This is a genomic window from [Flexibacter] sp. ATCC 35103, from assembly GCF_001975985.1.
Classification (GTDB): Bacteria; Bacteroidota; Bacteroidia; order Flavobacteriales; family Flavobacteriaceae; genus Flavobacterium.
Genome location: NZ_MTQF01000003.1, coordinates 95,695 through 114,797, shown reverse-complemented (window position 1 = coordinate 114,797; position 19,103 = coordinate 95,695). Strand labels below are relative to the sequence as shown.

At 29.9% G+C, this 19,103-nt stretch carries 6 protein-coding genes; all 6 read right to left on the bottom strand.

Annotated features, from left to right (window positions below; genetic code table 11):
- Positions 1–58: 58 nt before the first annotated feature.
- The 6 genes from BXU01_RS04755 to BXU01_RS23610 all read right to left on the bottom strand — a co-directional run bounded on the left by BXU01_RS04755 (position 59) and on the right by BXU01_RS23610 (position 18,988).
- Positions 59–1,405, bottom strand: coding sequence for a T9SS type A sorting domain-containing protein (locus BXU01_RS04755; RefSeq protein WP_083691960.1), 1,347 nt, complete (start codon positions 1,403–1,405; stop codon positions 59–61).
- Positions 1,406–1,508: 103 nt separating this feature from the next.
- On the bottom strand, positions 1,509–4,031 hold the full coding sequence (locus BXU01_RS04750; RefSeq protein WP_083691959.1) for a leucine-rich repeat domain-containing protein: 2,523 nt from the start codon (positions 4,029–4,031) through the stop codon (positions 1,509–1,511).
- Positions 4,032–4,188: 157 nt separating this feature from the next.
- Positions 4,189–8,388 (bottom strand): leucine-rich repeat domain-containing protein, encoded by a 4,200-nt coding sequence (locus tag BXU01_RS04745; RefSeq protein ID WP_083691958.1) that lies wholly within the window; start codon positions 8,386–8,388, stop codon positions 4,189–4,191.
- A gap of 176 nt (positions 8,389–8,564) precedes the next feature.
- A complete protein-coding gene (locus BXU01_RS04740; RefSeq protein WP_083691957.1) occupies positions 8,565–9,245 on the bottom strand; it encodes a hypothetical protein in 681 nt (226 codons plus the stop codon).
- A gap of 2 nt (positions 9,246–9,247) precedes the next feature.
- Positions 9,248–13,672: a T9SS type A sorting domain-containing protein gene (locus BXU01_RS04735; RefSeq protein ID WP_083691956.1), complete on the bottom strand. Its 4,425-nt coding sequence runs from the start codon at positions 13,670–13,672 to the stop codon at positions 9,248–9,250.
- A 165-nt stretch (positions 13,673–13,837) separates the two neighbouring features.
- A complete protein-coding gene (locus BXU01_RS23610; RefSeq protein ID WP_165689760.1) occupies positions 13,838–18,988 on the bottom strand; it encodes a leucine-rich repeat domain-containing protein in 5,151 nt (1,716 codons plus the stop codon).
- Positions 18,989–19,103 lie beyond the last annotated feature (115 nt).

Below are 19,103 nucleotides of genomic sequence, written 5' to 3'. Positions count from 1 at the left end.
ATAAAAAAAATCCCATTCGCCGCAGTGAATGGGATTTTTTAGTTTTAACAATATATAATTACTCAACAATAATTTTCTTTGCTGAAGCAGCGTCTCCATTAATTAGATATACATAATAAACTCCTTTTGGCAAACCTGATAAATTGATTGTATTATTTGTATCACCAGAATTAAGGATGAATGTTTTTACCAATTGCCCTAATGAATTATAAACTGTTGCTTTTTCTAAAGCAATATTATTAATGTTTACTTCTCCCTTAGTTGGGTTTGGGTATAAAACGGCTTTATTAAAAGCAGCATCTTCAAGGCCTAGTGTAGAACAAGTTGTAGAATAAATGGTGTTTTCCATTTTGCTGTCGGCCCAGTTAGCATTGGAGTAATCGACATCGTCTACTTGCACACATTTTAAACTTGGATTTGGGAATTGAATATTATCTACAATCATGTTTTTGTTATTACCATTTTTTAAGTTAATAGTTAATAATTCATTACTTCTATTACAAATTAAGGTAGTTAATAAAATATTTTTAGATAGATCTAGGTTTGTTATTTTATTTCCACTACATAGTAATGTTTTTAATAAAACATTCTTTGAAACATCTAAATCAAGCAAACCTTCAGGATATATTGCAGAACAATTTAGAGTAGTTAAAATTGTATTTTTAGATAAATCTACAGAAGTAATGTTGTTATAGGAAAAATCTAGACTAGTTAAAGAAGTAAAATCTTGAATTCCTGTTAAATTAGCAATGAATGAGGATGAAATATCTAAATTAGTTTGTGTAGCAATACTTGTAGTCAAAACTTTTCCGTCAGGAACACCGGCATCAAGATTTAAAGCAATTAATTTTTTCTCAAAATTGATATCAGGAATCAAAGTATATTGGGAACTAGGTTCGTTAATAAGCACAACGGAAACATTATCTAACAAAATTTCAGCTTGGGCTTTTCCTGTGACCCATATATCTACTTCAATATTTTCATCAACTTTTGAAGTGTATTCAAACTCTAATTTTCGCCATTGAATATCAGAAAACGTTTGGTCAGTAATTTGTTGAAATTTTTCTTTAAATGTTCCAGGTTGATGATATAGGCTTAATTCAATTGAAGAAAAATCTCCCGGCGCACCACCTCTATGGTATAGGCTTACACGATAAGTTTTGTTTGACTTCACAGCAAAAGTCTTACTATTTATGAAGTTGGTGGCTCCAGTAATTTTCAATCTTGTGCTTGATAATCCATTCTGTGGTGTTGAACTTTTAGAAACATAACCGTTAAAACTACGGTACCAATCGTCTGGCTGCGATGACGAGCTCCAAGTTTCAAAATCACCATTTGGAACTAAATTTTGAGCAGAAATAGTTAAAGAAAAAAGCAATAAAAGTAAAAGTAATTTTGTTTTCATAATTTATGTTTAAAAAAGTGCAAGTATACAATTTCTAATTGGTTTTCTTTTACAGGAATATGTAATATTTATCTTTCATTATTTTAATTTTAACAATATATAATTATTCAACAATCACTTTTTTCGCTGAAGCTGCATCCTTATTAATTAAGTACACATAATAAACTCCTTTTGGCAAACCTGATAAATTGATTGTATTATTTGTATCACCAGAATTAAGCGTGAATGTTTTTACCAATTGCCCTAACGAATTGTAAACCGTTGCTTTTTCTAAAGCAATATTATTGATGTTTATTTCACCTTTTGTTGGGTTTGGGTATAAAACTGCTTTATCAAAAACAGAATCTTCGATACCTAACGTAGAACAAGTAGCAGAATAAATAGCAGTTGGTTCTTTAATTTTAGACCAATTTGCATTAGAATAATTAACATCGTCTACCTTAATACAACTTAAGGTTGTAAGTCCTAAAAAGCTAGTGTATAAAGCGGCAGTTTTTTTATCTGTTGCAGATGGTAAAACAAAATTTCTATTATTACCATTTTGAAGGTTTAATGATATTAATGGATTATTTGTTACATATACAATTTTAAGTTTACTGTTTTTGGATAAATCCAATGTAGTGATTTGGTTTGAAGCAGCGTTTAATGTTTCTAAAGCCAGATTCTTGCTAACATCTAATGTGGTCAATTGATTATCACTGCAATCTAAAAATGTCAATGCAGTAAAATTTTCAATTCCGGACAGATCTTTAATATTGCTGTTAGAAAGATCTAAAGAAGTAATTGTACTAATGTTTGCGGTAGTTATTCTTCCGTTTAAACCATCAGTATCAATTCCTAAATCGATTAATTTTTGTTCAAAATTTGGTTCTGGAATTAAAGTATAATAATCGCAATCTTCGTTATAAGTAGCCGTAACGTCTTTAAAATTTAGCCAATTAGTATCTGAATATGTTTTATTATCGACTTGTATACAGCTTAGATTTGGATTATTCTCCAGATGAATATTGAAAGAATGTAAATTAGTATTGTTTCCATTTTTTAAATTCAAGCTTATCAATTGATTTGAAGAACAATTCAAATCCTTTAAAAGAATATTTTTGCTAAGATCTAATTTGGTTAATTGGTTAGAAGCACAAAATAATTGAGACAATGCTTTATGTTGCGAAAGGTCTATAGAACTTAATTGATTTCCACTGAAATCTAAAAGATCTAAAGCGGTATTATTAATAATGTCTAAGGTTGACAATAAGTTGTTCTCACAGGTTAATGCTACCAAATTATTACTTTTAGAAGTGTATAATTCTGTTAAACGATTGTTACTGCTGTCTAAAATTTGTAATGCATAATTGTTGCTAAGATCCAAAGACGTTAATTGGTTTCCACTACAAATTAAATTAGTTAAAGCTGAAAAACCATCAATTCCTTCTAAGCTGGAAATTTTAGCTCCAGATACATTTAAGAAAGTCAATTTATTAATACTTGAAGTTAAAACTTTCCCATCTGAAACTCCTGTGTCAATGCCAAGTGAAATTAATTTGTTTTCAAAATTCGAATCTGGTATAAGTGTATAAGTATTACAGTTTGTCGAATAATTAGCAGTAATGTCTTTTGCGCTAGACCAATTTTTATTTGAATAAGTAACATCATCTACTTGAATACAAATTAGATCTGGGTTTTGTATAAAATTCACAGTGGTAAGCAGTGTATTTGTCCCATTCTTAATGTTTAAATCGCTTAGTTGATTATTAAAACATTGTAAAATGGTAAGTGCTTTATTCTTAGAAACATTTAAAGTGGTAAGCTTTCCATTTCCGCAATACAATTCTTTAAGTGCTGTATTATTAGAAATATCGAGAGTTGTAAAAGTCATCTTTTCACATAATAAAGACTTTAGTTTAGTATTCTTAGAAACATCCAGTTTGCTTAATTTACTGTCTGAACATGCTAAATCAGTCAATTCTGTAAGCATAGAAATATCTAAAGCAGTTAGTTTATTGTAATAACAATTTAAATAAAACAAAGCTGTATTATTAGAAACATCCAGAGCTGTCAGTTGATTGAATCCGCAGTCTAAATATTGCAGAAGTTTGTTTTTGGAAACATCCAAAGTTATCAGTTTATTGCCATTACAACCAAACCAATACAAAGCCAAATTATTAGTTACATCTAAAGAGGTCAGTTGATTAGCAGTACATAATAATGATCCAAGATTCAGCATTTTGGTTACATCAAGCGATGTTATTTGATTATAAATACAATCTAATGCAGTTAATTTTAAATTTGCTGACAAATCCAAAACGCTTAGATTATTGTATCTGCAGTTTAGATCTGTCAAAAGTTTGTTATTTGAAACATTAAGAGTCAAAAGTTTATTGGTTCCGCAATCCAATTTGGTCAGCGAAACAAAATCTTCAATACCTGATAAATTTGAAATATTACTATTAGAGACGTCCAAAGAAGTTATAGTTGATATATTACTGGTAAGTACTTTACCATCAGCAGCACCTGAGTCAATACCCAATGCAATTAATTTATTTTCAAAATTAACATCAGGAATAGCAGTATATTGTGCATAAATAGAAAAATTGGCTAATAACAGCAATAAGAGTAGTTTTGTTTTCATAGATTAATTTTATAATTAGTTCATGCAAGTATACAATTTGTAACCGATTTTCTTTTACGGGAAAACGTAATATTTATCATTCATTTTCTTTTAATTTTACAAAAAAAAAATCCCATTGACCGAGGCTAATGGGATTTTTAGTTTTAACAATATATAATTATTCAACAATCACTTTTTTAGCAGAAGCTGCATCTTTATTAATCAAGTATACATAATAAATGCCTTTTGGTAAACCGGATAAGTTTATTGTATTATTTGTATCACCCGAATTAAGGATGAATGTTTTTACCAATTGTCCTAATGAATTGTAAACTGTTGCTTTTTCTAAAGCAATATTATTAATGTTTACTTCACCTTTTGTTGGGTTTGGATATAAAACTGCTTTGTCAAAAACAGAATCTTCGATGCCTAAAGTAGAACAAGTTGCAGAATAAGTAGTCGTTGGTTCTTTAATTTTAGACCAGTTTGCATTAGAATAAGAAGGATCATCTACCTTGATACAGCTTAAAGTTGTAAGTCCTAAAAAGCTAGTGTATAAAGAGGCCGTTTTTTTATCTGTTGGAGCTGGTAAAACAAAATTTCTATTGTTACCATTTTGTAGATTTAACGATATTAATGGATTATTTGTTACGTATACAATTTTAAGTTTACTGTTTTTAGAAAAATCCAATGTAGTGATTTGGTTTGTAGAAGCATTTAATGTTTCTAAAGCAAGATTTTTGCTGACATCTAATGTTGTTAATTGATTATCGCTGCAATCTAAAAATGTCAGTGCAGTAAAATTTTCAATTCCTGAAAGATCTTTAATGTTGCTGTTAGAAAGATCCAGAGAAGTAATCGTAGCTATATTTGCAGTGGTTATTCTTCCGTTTAAACCATCAGTATCGATTCCTAAATCTATCAGTTTTTGTTCAAAATTAGTATCAGGCAATACTACAAAGTCTATTATACAATCTGTATTAAATGTAGCTGTGGCATCTTTTTTATTAGCCCAATTTGTATTAGCATATTGTACATCATCAACCTGAATACAGGTTAAATTTGGGTTGTTTCTAAAGTCTAGTTGTTGATTAGGACCACTGCCTAACAACTGATAATTGCCATTTTTTAAGTTAAGGGAATTTAATTGATTTGATTCGCAAAGCAACGTCTTTAGAGAAGTGTTTTTTGAAATGTCAAGTGATTGTAATTGATTATTGCTGCAATCTAAATAAGTCAGAGCAAGATTTTTTGAAATATCAAGTGATTGCAATTGATTTTGACCGCAATCTAAATAAGTCAGGGCAAGATTTTTAGAAACATCAAGTGTTTTTAACGAATCGCCTCTTATATATAAAGCTTCTAAAGCTGTAAAATCTTCAATTCCTGTCAAATCGGTTATTTTTAATCCATTAAGGCTTAAATAAGGAACAGAAATTACATTTGATTTTAATACTTTTCCATTGATTCCGTCTTGATCCAATCCCAGATCAATTAGTTTTTGCTCAAATTTTTGATCAGGAATTAAAGTGTAAGCTGTATCAGGAGATATACATAATGTATTATAAGTTGCAATACTGTCTTTTGCCGTACTCCAATTTTCATTCGAATAATCAGCATTGTCAACTTGAATGCAGGTTAAATCAGGATTTTTTATGAAATTAATTTTTGCAAAATTAACATTATTTCCATTCTTTAAATTTAAGCTTGTCAATTGATTATAACTAGACTTTAAGTTTTTTAATGCCGTATTTTTAGAAACATCTAAAGTTGTTAATTGGTTAGAATCACAATACAAAAGCGTCAAAGCAGTATTTTTAGAAACTTCTAAACTTGTAAGTTTATTAGAAGAACATTGTAAATTTATTAGTTCAGTATTTTTAGAGACATTTAAATAGGTTAATTGATTTAGATTGCCATATAAATTCTTTAATAAAGTATTTGTAGAAATATCTAAATATGCTATTTCATTGCCTTCCAAAACAAGATCTTTTAGAATAGTGTTTTTAGAAACATTTAATGTTTTTAACAAATTGTAGTCGCAATATAAACTTGTTAAAGCAGTATTTCTGGAAATATCTAAATCAGTTAGAGCGTTTTTAGAAAAATATAATGTCCCTAAAGCAGGATTATTAGAAACATCTATGCTTGTTACTTGATTGTTATTAAAATACAGGCTTGTTAAAGCACTATTTTTAGAAACATTTAAGCTTGTTATATTGTTATATCCAACGGATAAAAAGATTAAGGCAGTATTTTGAGTAACATCTAATTGTGTTAATTTGTTGCTGTTACAGCTTAAATTGGTTAAAGATTTAAAATCCTGAATTCCGGTTAAATCACTAATAGATTTTGCATTAACATTTAGCTCTTTAACCGAAGATATATTTGATGTAAGCACTTTTCCGTCCGGAATACCAGAGTCTAAACCAAGAGAGATTAGTGCATTTTCAAAATTAACATCAGGAATTACGGTATATCCCTGACTGCAATTCGTATTAAAACTAGCACCAGCATCTTTATAAGCGGACCAATTTGCAGTAGAATAAGCCGCATCGTCTACTTGAATACAAGTTAATTGCGGATTGTCTACCATATAATTATTGATGAAAAAATTCTTGTTGTTTCCGTTCTTTAAGTTTAAGCTAGTTAATTTATTAGCAGAAAAATTGAATGATTTTAAAGCAGTATTTTTAGAAAGATCTAAACTTGTTATCAGGTTACTGTTACAGTCCAAATTTGTTAAAGCGACATTTGTTGAAACATCTAAATTTGTTAGCCTATTATAGTAACAAACTAAATTTGTCAAAGCGATATTCTTAGAAGTATTTAAATTCGTAATCAAATTGATATTACAATCTAAAATTTTTAAAGCGGTATTCTGGGTGATATCTAAATTTGTGATTTTGTTACTTTGGCAAAGTAAGTTTGTTAAAGCAATATTCTTTGATATGTTTAAGGTTGCTAATTTGTTATTATTGCATTCTAAAATTTTTAAGGCAGTATTTTTAGAAAGATCCAAAGTTGTCAATTGATTAGAAATACAATATAAGTTTGTTAAAGATGTAAAATCTTGAATCCCTGTCAAATCTTCGATTGAAGAGTAGGAAACATCTAATTGAGTTACTGAAGATATCTTAGAAGTTAATATTTTACCGTCCGGGATTCCTGAATCTATTCCAAGAGAAATTAATTTTTTTTCAAAATTTTTATCCGGAATATTTGTTGTTGGATTACAATTTAAGCTAAAATTTGATGCTGCATCCTTACTGTTTGACCAATTAGTATTAGAATACGATATATCATCAACTTGAATACAAGTTAGTTTAGAATTGTTTTTAAAGTTGACACTAGTAAGGATATTATTGTTTGCGTTTTGGATATTCACAAACGTCAGGTTTCCGTTATTAGCGCAATTTAAAATCTGCAATTTTTTATTAGCAGTCAGATCCAGTTCTTTTAATTGATTTCCGGATACATTTAAATTAGTTAATAAAGTAAAGTCCTGAATTCCTGCTAAATTAGCAATGGAGCTAGAAGGAATATCTAAAGAAGTTACTGATTTTAGATTTTCGGTAAGGACTTCGCCATCCGGTGTTCCTGAGTCTATTCCGAGTGATATTAATTTATTCTCGAAATTAATATCAGGAATTAGTGTATAAAAAGGTTTTTGATTTTTAGCATTATATAAGTTCGTAATTTCCTCTTGCGTTAGCACGCGATTCCAAACTCCGATATCGTCAATTGTTCCTTCAAAATAATTGTTTGACTTGTTTTTTCCAATTCTAAAAAGAGTGTTGAAGCCATTTGTATACAAATCAGCAGTTCCGCTTAATTTGAGAACATTATTTATGTATAATGAAAAAGTATTTGTGTCATCATTGAAAACCATTGCATAAAATGTCCACTGATTATTAAAATAGTTTTCCGGAGATTGAAAAGTTTTAGAGTCCAACTGAATATTTAAATACCCATTTTTAGAAAAACTAATTTTAAACCAATAATTAGCATCAGTTTGATTTCCAAAACTTACAAGGCAAAAATCAGACTCTTTTGAGGTAATAATGTCAGTAGCTTTAAACCATCCGGTTAATGAGCGTGAACCGCCTTTAAGAGGATAGTCAACTATATTTGCTTCGATATTACTACTAGTACCATTAAAAGAATATGCAGCATTACTAATCCCAAATCTGTCAGATGTTAGTGTAACATCTTTAGGAGTTGTGGTACTCCCGCTTCCTGTTACGTCAGTTGCATTACCATTAAAAGGAAAATAAGCAAGTAGTCCATCCTTAGGTACATATGTTGGAACATTTGTGGTTTGTGCAGAAACAGAAAAGATGCCTAATAAAAGCAACAAGAGTAGTTTTGTTTTCATAAATTAAATTTAGAATTTTGGAAGTACAAGTATACAAATTGCAATTCATATTTCCTTACGGCAAGACGTAATCGTTTATTATTTAAATTTTTAAGAAAATGATAAACATAAAAAATCCCATTTTCAAATGAATGAACAATGGGATTTTTAATTAACGAATTGTAATTTTTAAAATTTTATTTGGTCTTGAATTTCCAAATCTGACCAACAGTTTCTCCTCCTTTGTTGTCTTTTACGACAACTCTCCAGAAATATTGTGTTGTAGGTTCAATTGTAGCATCAAACGAAATTGCACTTGTATTTGCGCTTACTTTCGTTGTAGGCGGATTTGTTTTTCCAAAATAAACATCATAACTCAAAACATCTGTTGCGTCTACATCTGTTGCATTCCATTTTAAAGAAGCCGTTGTTGTAGTCAATAGAGAGTCAATAACTGGCTGTACCAATTCAGGAGAAAATGGTAAATGATTCACCACAGCTTCTCCAGTTGTATAAAGTTTGAAAGTAGCAGAATATGCACTTGCTAATCCTTTACTGTCTGTTGCTTTTACTCTCCAGTAATAAGCCGTGTTTTTCTCTAATGCAATAGAAGTATTGTTAGCTGTAGCTTCAGTTGTTTTTACAATTTGAGCAAATGTATTGTCTTTTGCTACCTGAATTTGATATGTTATTACATCTTTTTCGGTATCGGTAGACAAATTCCATTGAAACGATACGGTATTGTCGACACATAATTTGCTGTCAGCAGGAGTAACTAATGCCGGTACAGTTGGTGCCGTGTTTTCAGGTTCTGAATCGTCTCCACCGCATGAAATAAATAAAAAACCAATGATTGCGAGGTATATATAATTCTTCATTTCTATTTTTTTATAATTTTAAGATATTCCGGAGTGTCTAAATTAATTTTGGCTGCATAAATTCCTGAAGGTTGACCCTCAAGGTTTAGATATACTTTTCCGTTTTCGATAATATAATTTTTCTGAGAAACTAACTGACCTCCAAAATTGTATAATTCTATAATAACTTCTTTTTTAGTTGTTGGAATTTCAATTTCAAAATGTCCGGATGTTGGGTTAGGATAGGCAGAAACTGTTCCTGATTCAAAATCTGAAATTGAAACTTTTTTAGCATAAATACCTTCACAAGCTTTTGCCGTTGCTACTTCTACTAATGCATCTTTATTAACATCTACAGAGAAACTGGCATCATTAGTTTGAAACTGTTCTGTTCCATCAACAAAAACGGTAAACGGCGCAGTTCCTTCTGTAATTTCTACTGCTAATTTTTTAGAACTTACAGTAGATTTTCCTGTAATATTGGCTCCTTTTGCAATCGCAAGAGTAAAGGTTTGTTCATATACTTCTCCCGGAATGGTTACAATAATAGTATATGTTCCCGGTGTCAGGCTGCTTACTTTTAAGGCATTGTTTGTAAACGCACTGGTTTTTCCGTTTATGTTTGCAACGTAAGGTAATTGTGCATTTGCTGTTATAGTGATTTCGCCATTGTTTTCACCAAGACAAGATTCTCCTTTTGATTCTACAGTAAAGTTTTTTGATGGTAAGCTAAAACCACATTCTGTATTATAACTTGCATTTGCATCCTTAAAAGCTACCCAAGTTTTATTCGCATAATCAACATCATCAACAGTTATGCATGATAAATTTGGGTTATTGGCAAAAGTGCTGAATATAGTAGTGCTAACTTTTTTATTACCGCCATTCTTTAAATTTAATTTCGTCAAATTATTACTACTACATATAATTTGCTTCAAGTTAGGATTTGCAGATAAATCTAAAATCGTTAATTTATTATTGTCGCAATAAAAAGTTTCTAATGCAGGGTTTTTTGAAACATCTAAGTTTGTCAATTGATTATAGCTGCACATTAAAACTTTTAACCCAGGTTTTTGCGATACGTCTAATGTTGTTAGTTGATTATAAGAACATCTTAAAGATTCTAAAGCAGGATATTTAGAAAGATCTAAACTTGTTATCTGATTGTTTTCGCAAGCGATATTTTTTAAAAGTTTATTGGCCGAAAAATCAATAGAAGTTAATTTGTTATTACTAACATTAATAGATGTTAAATTACTGTTTTTAGATACATCTAAACCAACAAGTTTTTCGTTCATACTGCAATCTAAAAATTCTAATGAACTATTTTTAGAAACATCCAAACTCGTTAGTAAACCTTGTTGTAAGCTAAATACGCCTTCTTTATTAGACGAAGAACAAGATAAACTTTTAAGGTTTATATTATTAGTAACATCTAAAACTGTTAATCTATTGTAAGAACAATCAAGGGTTGTTAATGCACTATTTTTAGAAACATCTAAACTAGTCAATTTGTTGCCATAACAGTTTAAATCTGTTAAAACAGTGTTTTTAGAAATATCTAATGTAATTATGCCGGATTGTCTACAATCTAATTTTTTTAAGAATTGATTTTTAGACAGGTTTACAGTTGCTACATTAGCTTCATAATTGTTCGGGAATTTTAATTCTTCTAATGCTTCAAAATCCTGAATTCCTGTTAAGTCCTGAATTTTATATTTAGTATTGGTATTGCTTAAATTCAATACTTTTATTTTTGCAATTCTATTAGTTAGGACTTTACCATCCTGAACACCGTCAATTCCTTTTTCTATTAATAGTTTTTCAAATTCAGCATCGGGAACAAAGGTGTATAATGGTGCAGAACATGCTCCTGAAGTATAATCTACATATGCGTCTTTATTTGTCCAGTTTTGAGTTGAATAATTTACATCATCTACCTGAATACAATACAAACCTGGATTAAGGTTTAAGGCTACACTACCATTTATAAGCTTTGTATTGTTACCATTTTTTAGGTTTATTTCGCCTAATACTTGATTTTGTTGACAATATACGGTAGTTAGATTAATGTTCTTAGACAAATCAATACTTTTAAACTGACTGCTGTTAGCATTAAAATATCTTAATTTTAAATTTTTAGAAACATCAATAGTGGTTAATTGAGCAGATCCACAATTAACGGATGTTAAATTGATATTTTTAGAAAGATCTATTGACGTGATTGCAGTAGCGCCAAAATTTACACTAGCCAATAAAATGTTATTAGATAAGTCAATATTTGTCAGTGGATTATTGTAACAAGAAAAATTAAGTAAACTTAAATTTTTCGAAATATCAATTGATGTTAGCGAATTTGCGTCGCAATAAAAGTTATATACATTTATATTTTTAGACACATCTAAAGTCGTTAGTCCGTTACCACTTACGTCTAAAACTTGTAAGCCTGGATTTTTACTAACATCAATGGCTTTTATTTTCGAGTAAGAACAATCAAACAAAGTTAAAGCCTGATGTTTAGAAATATCAATAGTACTGATTAAAGTGCTGCTAAATGATAATCTCTGTAAATACGGATTATTTGTTATGTTGATAGTTGTTATTTTATTTCCGTTAAAGATTAAAGAGGTCAACTTTGTATTATTAGAAACATCTAAACTTGTCAATTTATTAGAATTGCAACTTATAGAAGTTAAGTTGATATTTTTAGAAAGATCTAATTTTGTCAGTTTTCCATCTGAATCTCCATTAATAACATGACCACCTCCAGTAGCAGAAAGTGTTTCTAAGGCTTCAAAATCCTGAATTCCTGTTAAATCAGAAATAACTCTTGTATCAACGGTTAGTGATTTAACCGTTTTAATGTTAGACGTTAATACTTTACCATCTGTTGCACCAGCGTCAAGACCTAGAGAGATTAATTTTTTTTCGAATTCAATGTCAGGAATTGCAGTGTATACAAGCGGACATGAGTTTGAATAACTGGCAGAAGCATCTTTAAATTTTGCCCAATTTGTATTAGAATAGACCACATCATCCACAAGTACACAGCTTAAATTTGGATTGTTTTGTAAATCGATAAAAGTTATCTGACTGTTTTTACTGTTTTGCAGGTTCAAAGTTGTCATTTCACTATTTCCATTACATGATATTGAAGTCAAAGCAGTGTTTTTGCTTAGGTCTAGTGTTGTCAAACGATTTGAGTCAGCAGTTAAGCGAAGTAAGTTTTTATTTGTAGAAAGATCTAATGAAGTTAATTGATTAGAATCGCAATGAAGGTAAAGCAATTGGGTGTGTTTAGAAACATTTAGCGATGTGAGTCGGTTAAAGCCGCAGGATAGAACTACTAAATTTAAATTATTAGAAATGTCAAGCGTTGTCCATTTAAGCCCCTGAATGTCGAGCTCCCTTAAATTTGTAAGTTTAGAAATGTTTAAACTTGTTAAAGAAGTAGATCCACAATATAAATAAGTTAATGCTAAATTATTAGAAATATCAAGTGTAGTAATTGGGTTATTGCTTACAAGTAAGTATGTGAGAGCAGGGTTTGCAGATGTGTTAAGACTAGAAATTTTATTATAACTCATACTCAAAGTAGTCAATTTAGTATTATTAGAAATATCTAAACTACTAATTTGATTTCCGCCAATACCCAAAGATGTCAAATTAACATTTTTAGAAATGTTTATCGTTTTAAGTTTACCATTTCCTCCTGCACCAGTATATGAACTTGCATTACAAGTTAATGACTCTAAAGATTCAAAATCCTCTATTCCTGTTAAATCAGAAACTATAGAAGGATCAATAGTTAGTGATTTAACCGTTTTAATAGTAGACGTTAATACTTTACCATCAGTTGCGCCTGAGTCAAGACCCAAAGAGATTAATCGTTTTTCGAATTCAATATCCGGAATCGAAGTATATTGCAAAGGAACATCGGCAATATCTACAACCGATACATTATCAATTAAAATCTCAGAATTAAGAGATCCGGTTGTCCAGATATCAACTTCGATATTTTCTGAAACTTGTGAAGTATATTCAAATTCAATTTTTCTCCATTCCAGATTAGAAAAAGTAACATTAGATTTTTTGATTATTTCCTCTTTAAAAGTGCCTGGTTTATGATATAAACTCAAATCAATAGAAGAAAAGACTCCATTTAAAAGTCTGTGGTATATCGTTATACGATAGGTTTTGTTTGCCTGTACAGGAAAATATTCGCTATTAATATAGTTATATGTTCCTGAGGCAATCCTCATGTTTATGCTTGATTTACCACTTTGAGCACTCGCACTTTGAGAAACATACCCGCTAAAGTAGCGATACCAATTGTCAGGCTGCGATGATGAACTCCAGTTTTCGAAATCACCATTTGGCACCAGATTAGTTTGGGCAGTAATGGTTAAAGAAAGCAATAATAAAAATAAGAGTAATTTTGTTTTCATATAATCAGGTTATAGTTAGGTCGCGCAAGTATACAAATTGTAGTTCTTGTTTCCTTACGGGAAGACGTAATCAGTTATTATTTAATCTTTAAGAAAATGATAAACTAAAAAATCCCATTTTCAGATGAATGAACAATGGGATTTTTTAGTTTAATTAAGTTATAATTACTCGACGATCACTTTTTTCGCTGAAGCAGCATTCTGATTAATCAAATAGACATAATAAACGCCTTTTGGTAAACCAGATAAATTAATCGTGTTATTGGTACTATTTACATTCAAAGCAAAAGATTTTACTAATTGTCCTGTCGAATTGTAAACCGTTGCTTTTTCTAAAGCGATATTATTAATGTATACTTCGCCTCTTGTTGGGTTTGGATATAAAACTACTTTATCAAAAACAGCATCTTCGATACCTAACGTAGAACAAGTCGCGGAATAAGTAGTAGTAGGTTCTTTAATCCTGGACCAATTTGCATTAGAATATGCAGGATCATCTACTTTTATACAACTTAAAGTATTTAAACCCAGAAAAGTTGTCGTGATACTATTTGCTTTTTTATCTGTAGGAGATGCTACAACCATATTTCTGTTATTTCCATTCTGTAGATTTAATGAAACGATTGGATTATTTGCAATATAGATAATTTTAAGATTCCTGTTTTTAGAAAGGTCCAATGTTGTGATTTGGTTTGAAGAAGCATTTAAAGTTTCCAAAGCCAGATTTTTAGTAACGTTCAAAGTCGTTAATTGATTATTGCTGCAATCTAAATATACTAAAGAAGTAAAATTTTCGATACCTGATAAATCTGTAATATTACTATTCGAAAGATCTAAAGAAGTAACTGAACTAATATCTGCAATTGTTATTTTTCCGTTTAGACCATCAGTGTCAATTCCTAAATCAATTAATCGCTGCTCAAAATTCTGATTTGGAATCAAAGCAAAATCTCCTGCACAATTTGTATTATAAGTTGCCACAGCATCTTTTTGAGTAGACCATTTTGCATTAGAATAAGCGGCATCATCTACCTGAATACAAGTTAAATTTGGATTATTTCTAAAATCTACACTGTATAAAATAAAGTTTGGATTAGGATTATATCGGTCTAAAAGAGTATTATTTCCATTCTTTAAATTTAAGCTTACCAGTTTGTTAGAAGCACATTCAAATGAATTTAAATTAGTGTTCAATGAAACATCTAATGTTGTTAACAAGTTATTACTGCAGTCTAATAAACCTAATTTTGTGTTTTTAGAGACATCAAGATTCGTTAGCTTATTATTGTCACAATACAAATAATCCAGGTTTAAATTTTTCGAAACGTCCAAAGTTGTTATGGCATTGAAACTACAGTCAAAAGTCTCTAAATTAGTATTCAGAGAAACATTTATACTTGTTAACTGATTTCTGTAAACAAGAAGTCTTGTCAAAGCTAAATTTTGAGAAACATCTAAGTTTGTTAAGTTATTCGTATTACAGATTAATGTAGTTAAAGCCGTATTTTTAGAAACATCAATAGTAGAGAAAAAATTGTTTCCGGACCATAATTCAGTTAGTGCTGTGTTTTTAGTAATATCAAGATAATATATTTGATTAGAAGTACATGTTAACGATTTTAATGCCGTGTTTTTAGAGACATCAATATATCCTATTTTGTTATAACCAACATCAAGTTTTGTTAATGCAGTATTAGCAGTAACATCTAAATAAGTGATCTGGTTCGACGCACATTGTAAAGTCGTTAATGCTTTATTGTTGTAAACATCCAGCGTTTTTAATCCGTTAGAATAACAATTTAAATACGTTAATGCCGTATTTTTTGATACATCTAATGTTACTACCAAATAATTATTGTTACTGTCTAAATAGGTTAAAGCCGTATTTTTAGAAACATCTAATGTTTTTAATTGATAATTTCCATTACATTCTAATTTAGTCAAAGCAGTAAAACCTTGAATCCCTGTTAAATCAGTTATAGAACTGTAAGATACATTTAAAGAAGTTATGGTATTAATACTTGAATTTAAAACTTTTCCGTCAGCAACACCAGAATCAATTCCTAAAGCGATCAATTTATTTTCGAAATTTACATCAGGAATCAAAGTGTATAAGTTCGCACAATTTGCAGAATAACTTGCAGTTGCATCTTTGGCAGTAGCCCAGTTTGCATTAGAATAGTTTACATCATCAACCTGAATACAGCTTAAATTTGGATTTTCAGTAAGATTTAAACCAGAACTGTCCAACAACGTGTTTTTTCCATTTTTCAAATTTAAGGCAGACAAATTATTCCAGTCACACCATACATTGGTCAACGCCGGATTTTGAGATAAATCTAAACTTGTTAACTGATTTGAACTACAAGATAAATAGCTTAAAACCTTGTTTTTTGAAAGGTCAATTGTTGTTAAAAAATTTGAATTAAAATTAAATTGAATTAAACCTGTGTTTTTAGAAACATCTAAAGCGGTTACTTTGTTAGAAGGACAATCAAGGATTCTTAATAGAAGATTTTTAGAAACATCTAATGTACTAATGTCATTTAAACCACAAAATACGGTGGTTAATTGAGTATTGTTACTAAGATTTAATTCTGATAATCTATTAGCACTACAGATTAAAGTTTCCAGAGCTTTATTCTGAGAAACATCTAAACTTGTTATTTGGTTATTACCACAATATAAATATACTAATAATGTGTTTTTAGAAACATCTAAGCTGGTTAGTTTCCCTTCTCCACGATCGTATGAGTTTCCGCTAAAGCCATCACATCTCAATCCAGTTAACAAAGTATTTTTAGTAACATCTAAACTTAATAGATATTTCGAACTACAATTTAGATCAGCTAATAATGTATTCTGAGACAGATCTAAAGAGGTCATTAAATTTTCACTACAGTCTAAAGTTTTCAAAGCAGTAAAACCTTGAATACCTGTTAAATCTGATATAGAACTTTTATAAACATTTAAATGATTTACAGTGTTGATATTAGACGTTAAAACTTTTCCGTCAGCAACACCAGAATCAATTCCTAATGCGATTAATTTATTTTCGAAATTAATGTCTGGTATCAACGTGTATAAATTGTTACAATCTGCTGAATAATTTGCAGTTGCATCTTTGGCAGCAGCCCAGTTTGTATTAGAATAAGTTACATCATCGACTGTAATACAAGTAAGGTTTGGATTTTTAGTAAGATTTAAATTTGAACTGTTCAACAACGTGTTCTTACCGTTTTTCAAGTTCAAAGTAGACAAATTATTCCAGTCACAAGATACAATAGTCAATGCCGGATTTTGAGATAGATCTAAACTCGTTATCTGATTTGAACCACAAGATAAATAGTTTAAATTACTATTTTTAGAAACGTTTAAAGCCGTAAAACGGTTTCCGCTGCAGCTTAATTGCGCTAAAGCCGTATTTTTAGAAACATCTAAAGTGGTTAATTTATTACCACCACAATCTAAGTTTTTTAATGCAACATTATTAGTAACATCTAATGTCGTGATATCGTTTACATCACAAGATATGGTAGCTAGCGAAGTATTTGTGTTAACATTTAATGCAGACAATCTGTTAAAACCGCACATTAAAACTATTAAAGATGTATTCTTAGAAACATCCAGACTTGTTATTTGATTGCTATTACAGTATAAATGAGTTAATGCCGTATTTTTAGAAATATCTAAAGAAGTTAATTTTCCGTCACCTCTGGCATATGAGCTTCCGTTTAGACCGTTGCAGCGCAATGTAGTTAACAAAGTATTTTTTGTAACATCTAAACTTAATAGATATTGCGAACTGCAATTTAAATCTGTCAGTAAAATGTTTTTTGTAACATCTAAACTTGTCATAAGGTTTGAACTGCAATCTAAAGTTGTCAAAGCCGTATTTTTTGTTACATCAAGATTTGTTAAACTATTACTTGAAGCTTTTAGCGTTTTTAAAGCGGTAAAATTTTCAATTCCCGTAAGGTCAGCAATATTTGCACGACTTACATCTAAGGTAGTCACAGTTTGAATTCTTGAGGTTAAAACTTTTCCGTTTTTACCATCAGTATCAATTCCTAAAGCAATTAATCTTGTTTCAAAATTAGCATCCGGAATCAAAGTATACGCAGCACAACCAGTAGAATAACTAGCCGTTGCATCTTTTCTGTTTGCCCAGTTGGTGTTTGAATAAGCTACATTGTCAACAGATATACAGCTTAAATTAGGATTGCTTGTAAAATCTATATAAGTTGATAATGAAGTGTTTTTACCATTTTTTAAATTAAGATTTATCAATTGGTTCGATTTGCATGCAAAACCGGTAAGCTTAGTGTTTTTAGAAACATCCAGACTTGTTATTTTATTATAAGTACAATCTATATTATAAAGAGCCAGATTTTTAGAAACATCTAATGCCGATAACTTATTAGATTCGCAACGCAAATCTCTAAGAAGGGTATTTTTAGAAATATCAAGAACCGTTAATTCATTTGATCCCAAAAACAAATCTAATAATAAAGTATTTTTAGAAACATCTAAAGTTGTCAATTGATTTGAGATCGCATATAATTCTGTCAATTTAACATGTTTAGAAACATCAATTGTTTTTAACGGATTTGAACTAACACGTAAGGAAGTTAAATCTAAGTTTTTAGAAAAATCAAGAGTTGTAAGTTGGTTGTTCTGACACCATAAACTGGTTAGTTTAATGTTTTTAGAAACATCAATATTCGTCAACAAATTACCATTAACATCCAGATAAGTCAAAGCCAGATTTTTAGAAACATCCAGATTTGTTATTTGATTATACCGGCAATCTAAATAAGTCAAAGCCAGATTTTTTGAAACATCTAAGCTGCTTAATCTATTAGGACTATAAATACTCGAATCGCATGATAAATAAATCAAGTTCACATTTTTTGTAACATCCAGAGTCGTTAACGGATTTGTGCCAATGTAAAATATAGTCAGATTTAAATTCTTAGAAACATCAATATTTGTTATCTGGTTAGAATCACAATACAAATTGCTTAAGGCTAAGTTTTGACTAAGATCTAAAGTTGTCAAATTATTAGAAGAACAAACCAGTTGGGTCAGAGCCGTAAAATCCTGAATTCCGGTTAAGTCAGAAATATTGCTATAACCAACATTAAGCGATGTTACAGAATTAATATTAGCAGTCAAAACTTGTCCATCAGGAACACCGGAATCAATACCTAATAAGATTAATTTGTTTTCAAAATTAATATCCGGAATTACGGTGTATTGTGCATAAATAGAAAAATTTGCTAAAAACAGCAACAAAAGTAGTTTTGTTCTCATAAATTAAATTTAGAATTTGGAACTACAAGTATACAATTTACATTTGGAATTTTATTACGGAAAGACGTACTAAATTAATTCTCGTTTTTGATCCTGATTCATCATTAGCTATTTG

Excerpts from the sequence above, each read along its gene's own strand:
- BXU01_RS04755 (WP_083691960.1), bottom strand. The coding sequence starts at position 1,405 with ATGAAAACAAAATTACTTTTACTTTTATTGCTTTTTTCTTTAACTATT.
- BXU01_RS04750 (WP_083691959.1), bottom strand. The coding sequence starts at position 4,031 with ATGAAAACAAAACTACTCTTATTGCTGTTATTAGCCAATTTTTCTATT.
- BXU01_RS04745 (WP_083691958.1), bottom strand. The coding sequence starts at position 8,388 with ATGAAAACAAAACTACTCTTGTTGCTTTTATTAGGCATCTTTTCTGTT.
- BXU01_RS04740 (WP_083691957.1), bottom strand. The coding sequence starts at position 9,245 with ATGAAGAATTATATATACCTCGCAATCATTGGTTTTTTATTTATTTCA.
- BXU01_RS04735 (WP_083691956.1), bottom strand. The coding sequence starts at position 13,672 with ATGAAAACAAAATTACTCTTATTTTTATTATTGCTTTCTTTAACCATT.
- BXU01_RS23610 (WP_165689760.1), bottom strand. The coding sequence starts at position 18,988 with ATGAGAACAAAACTACTTTTGTTGCTGTTTTTAGCAAATTTTTCTATT.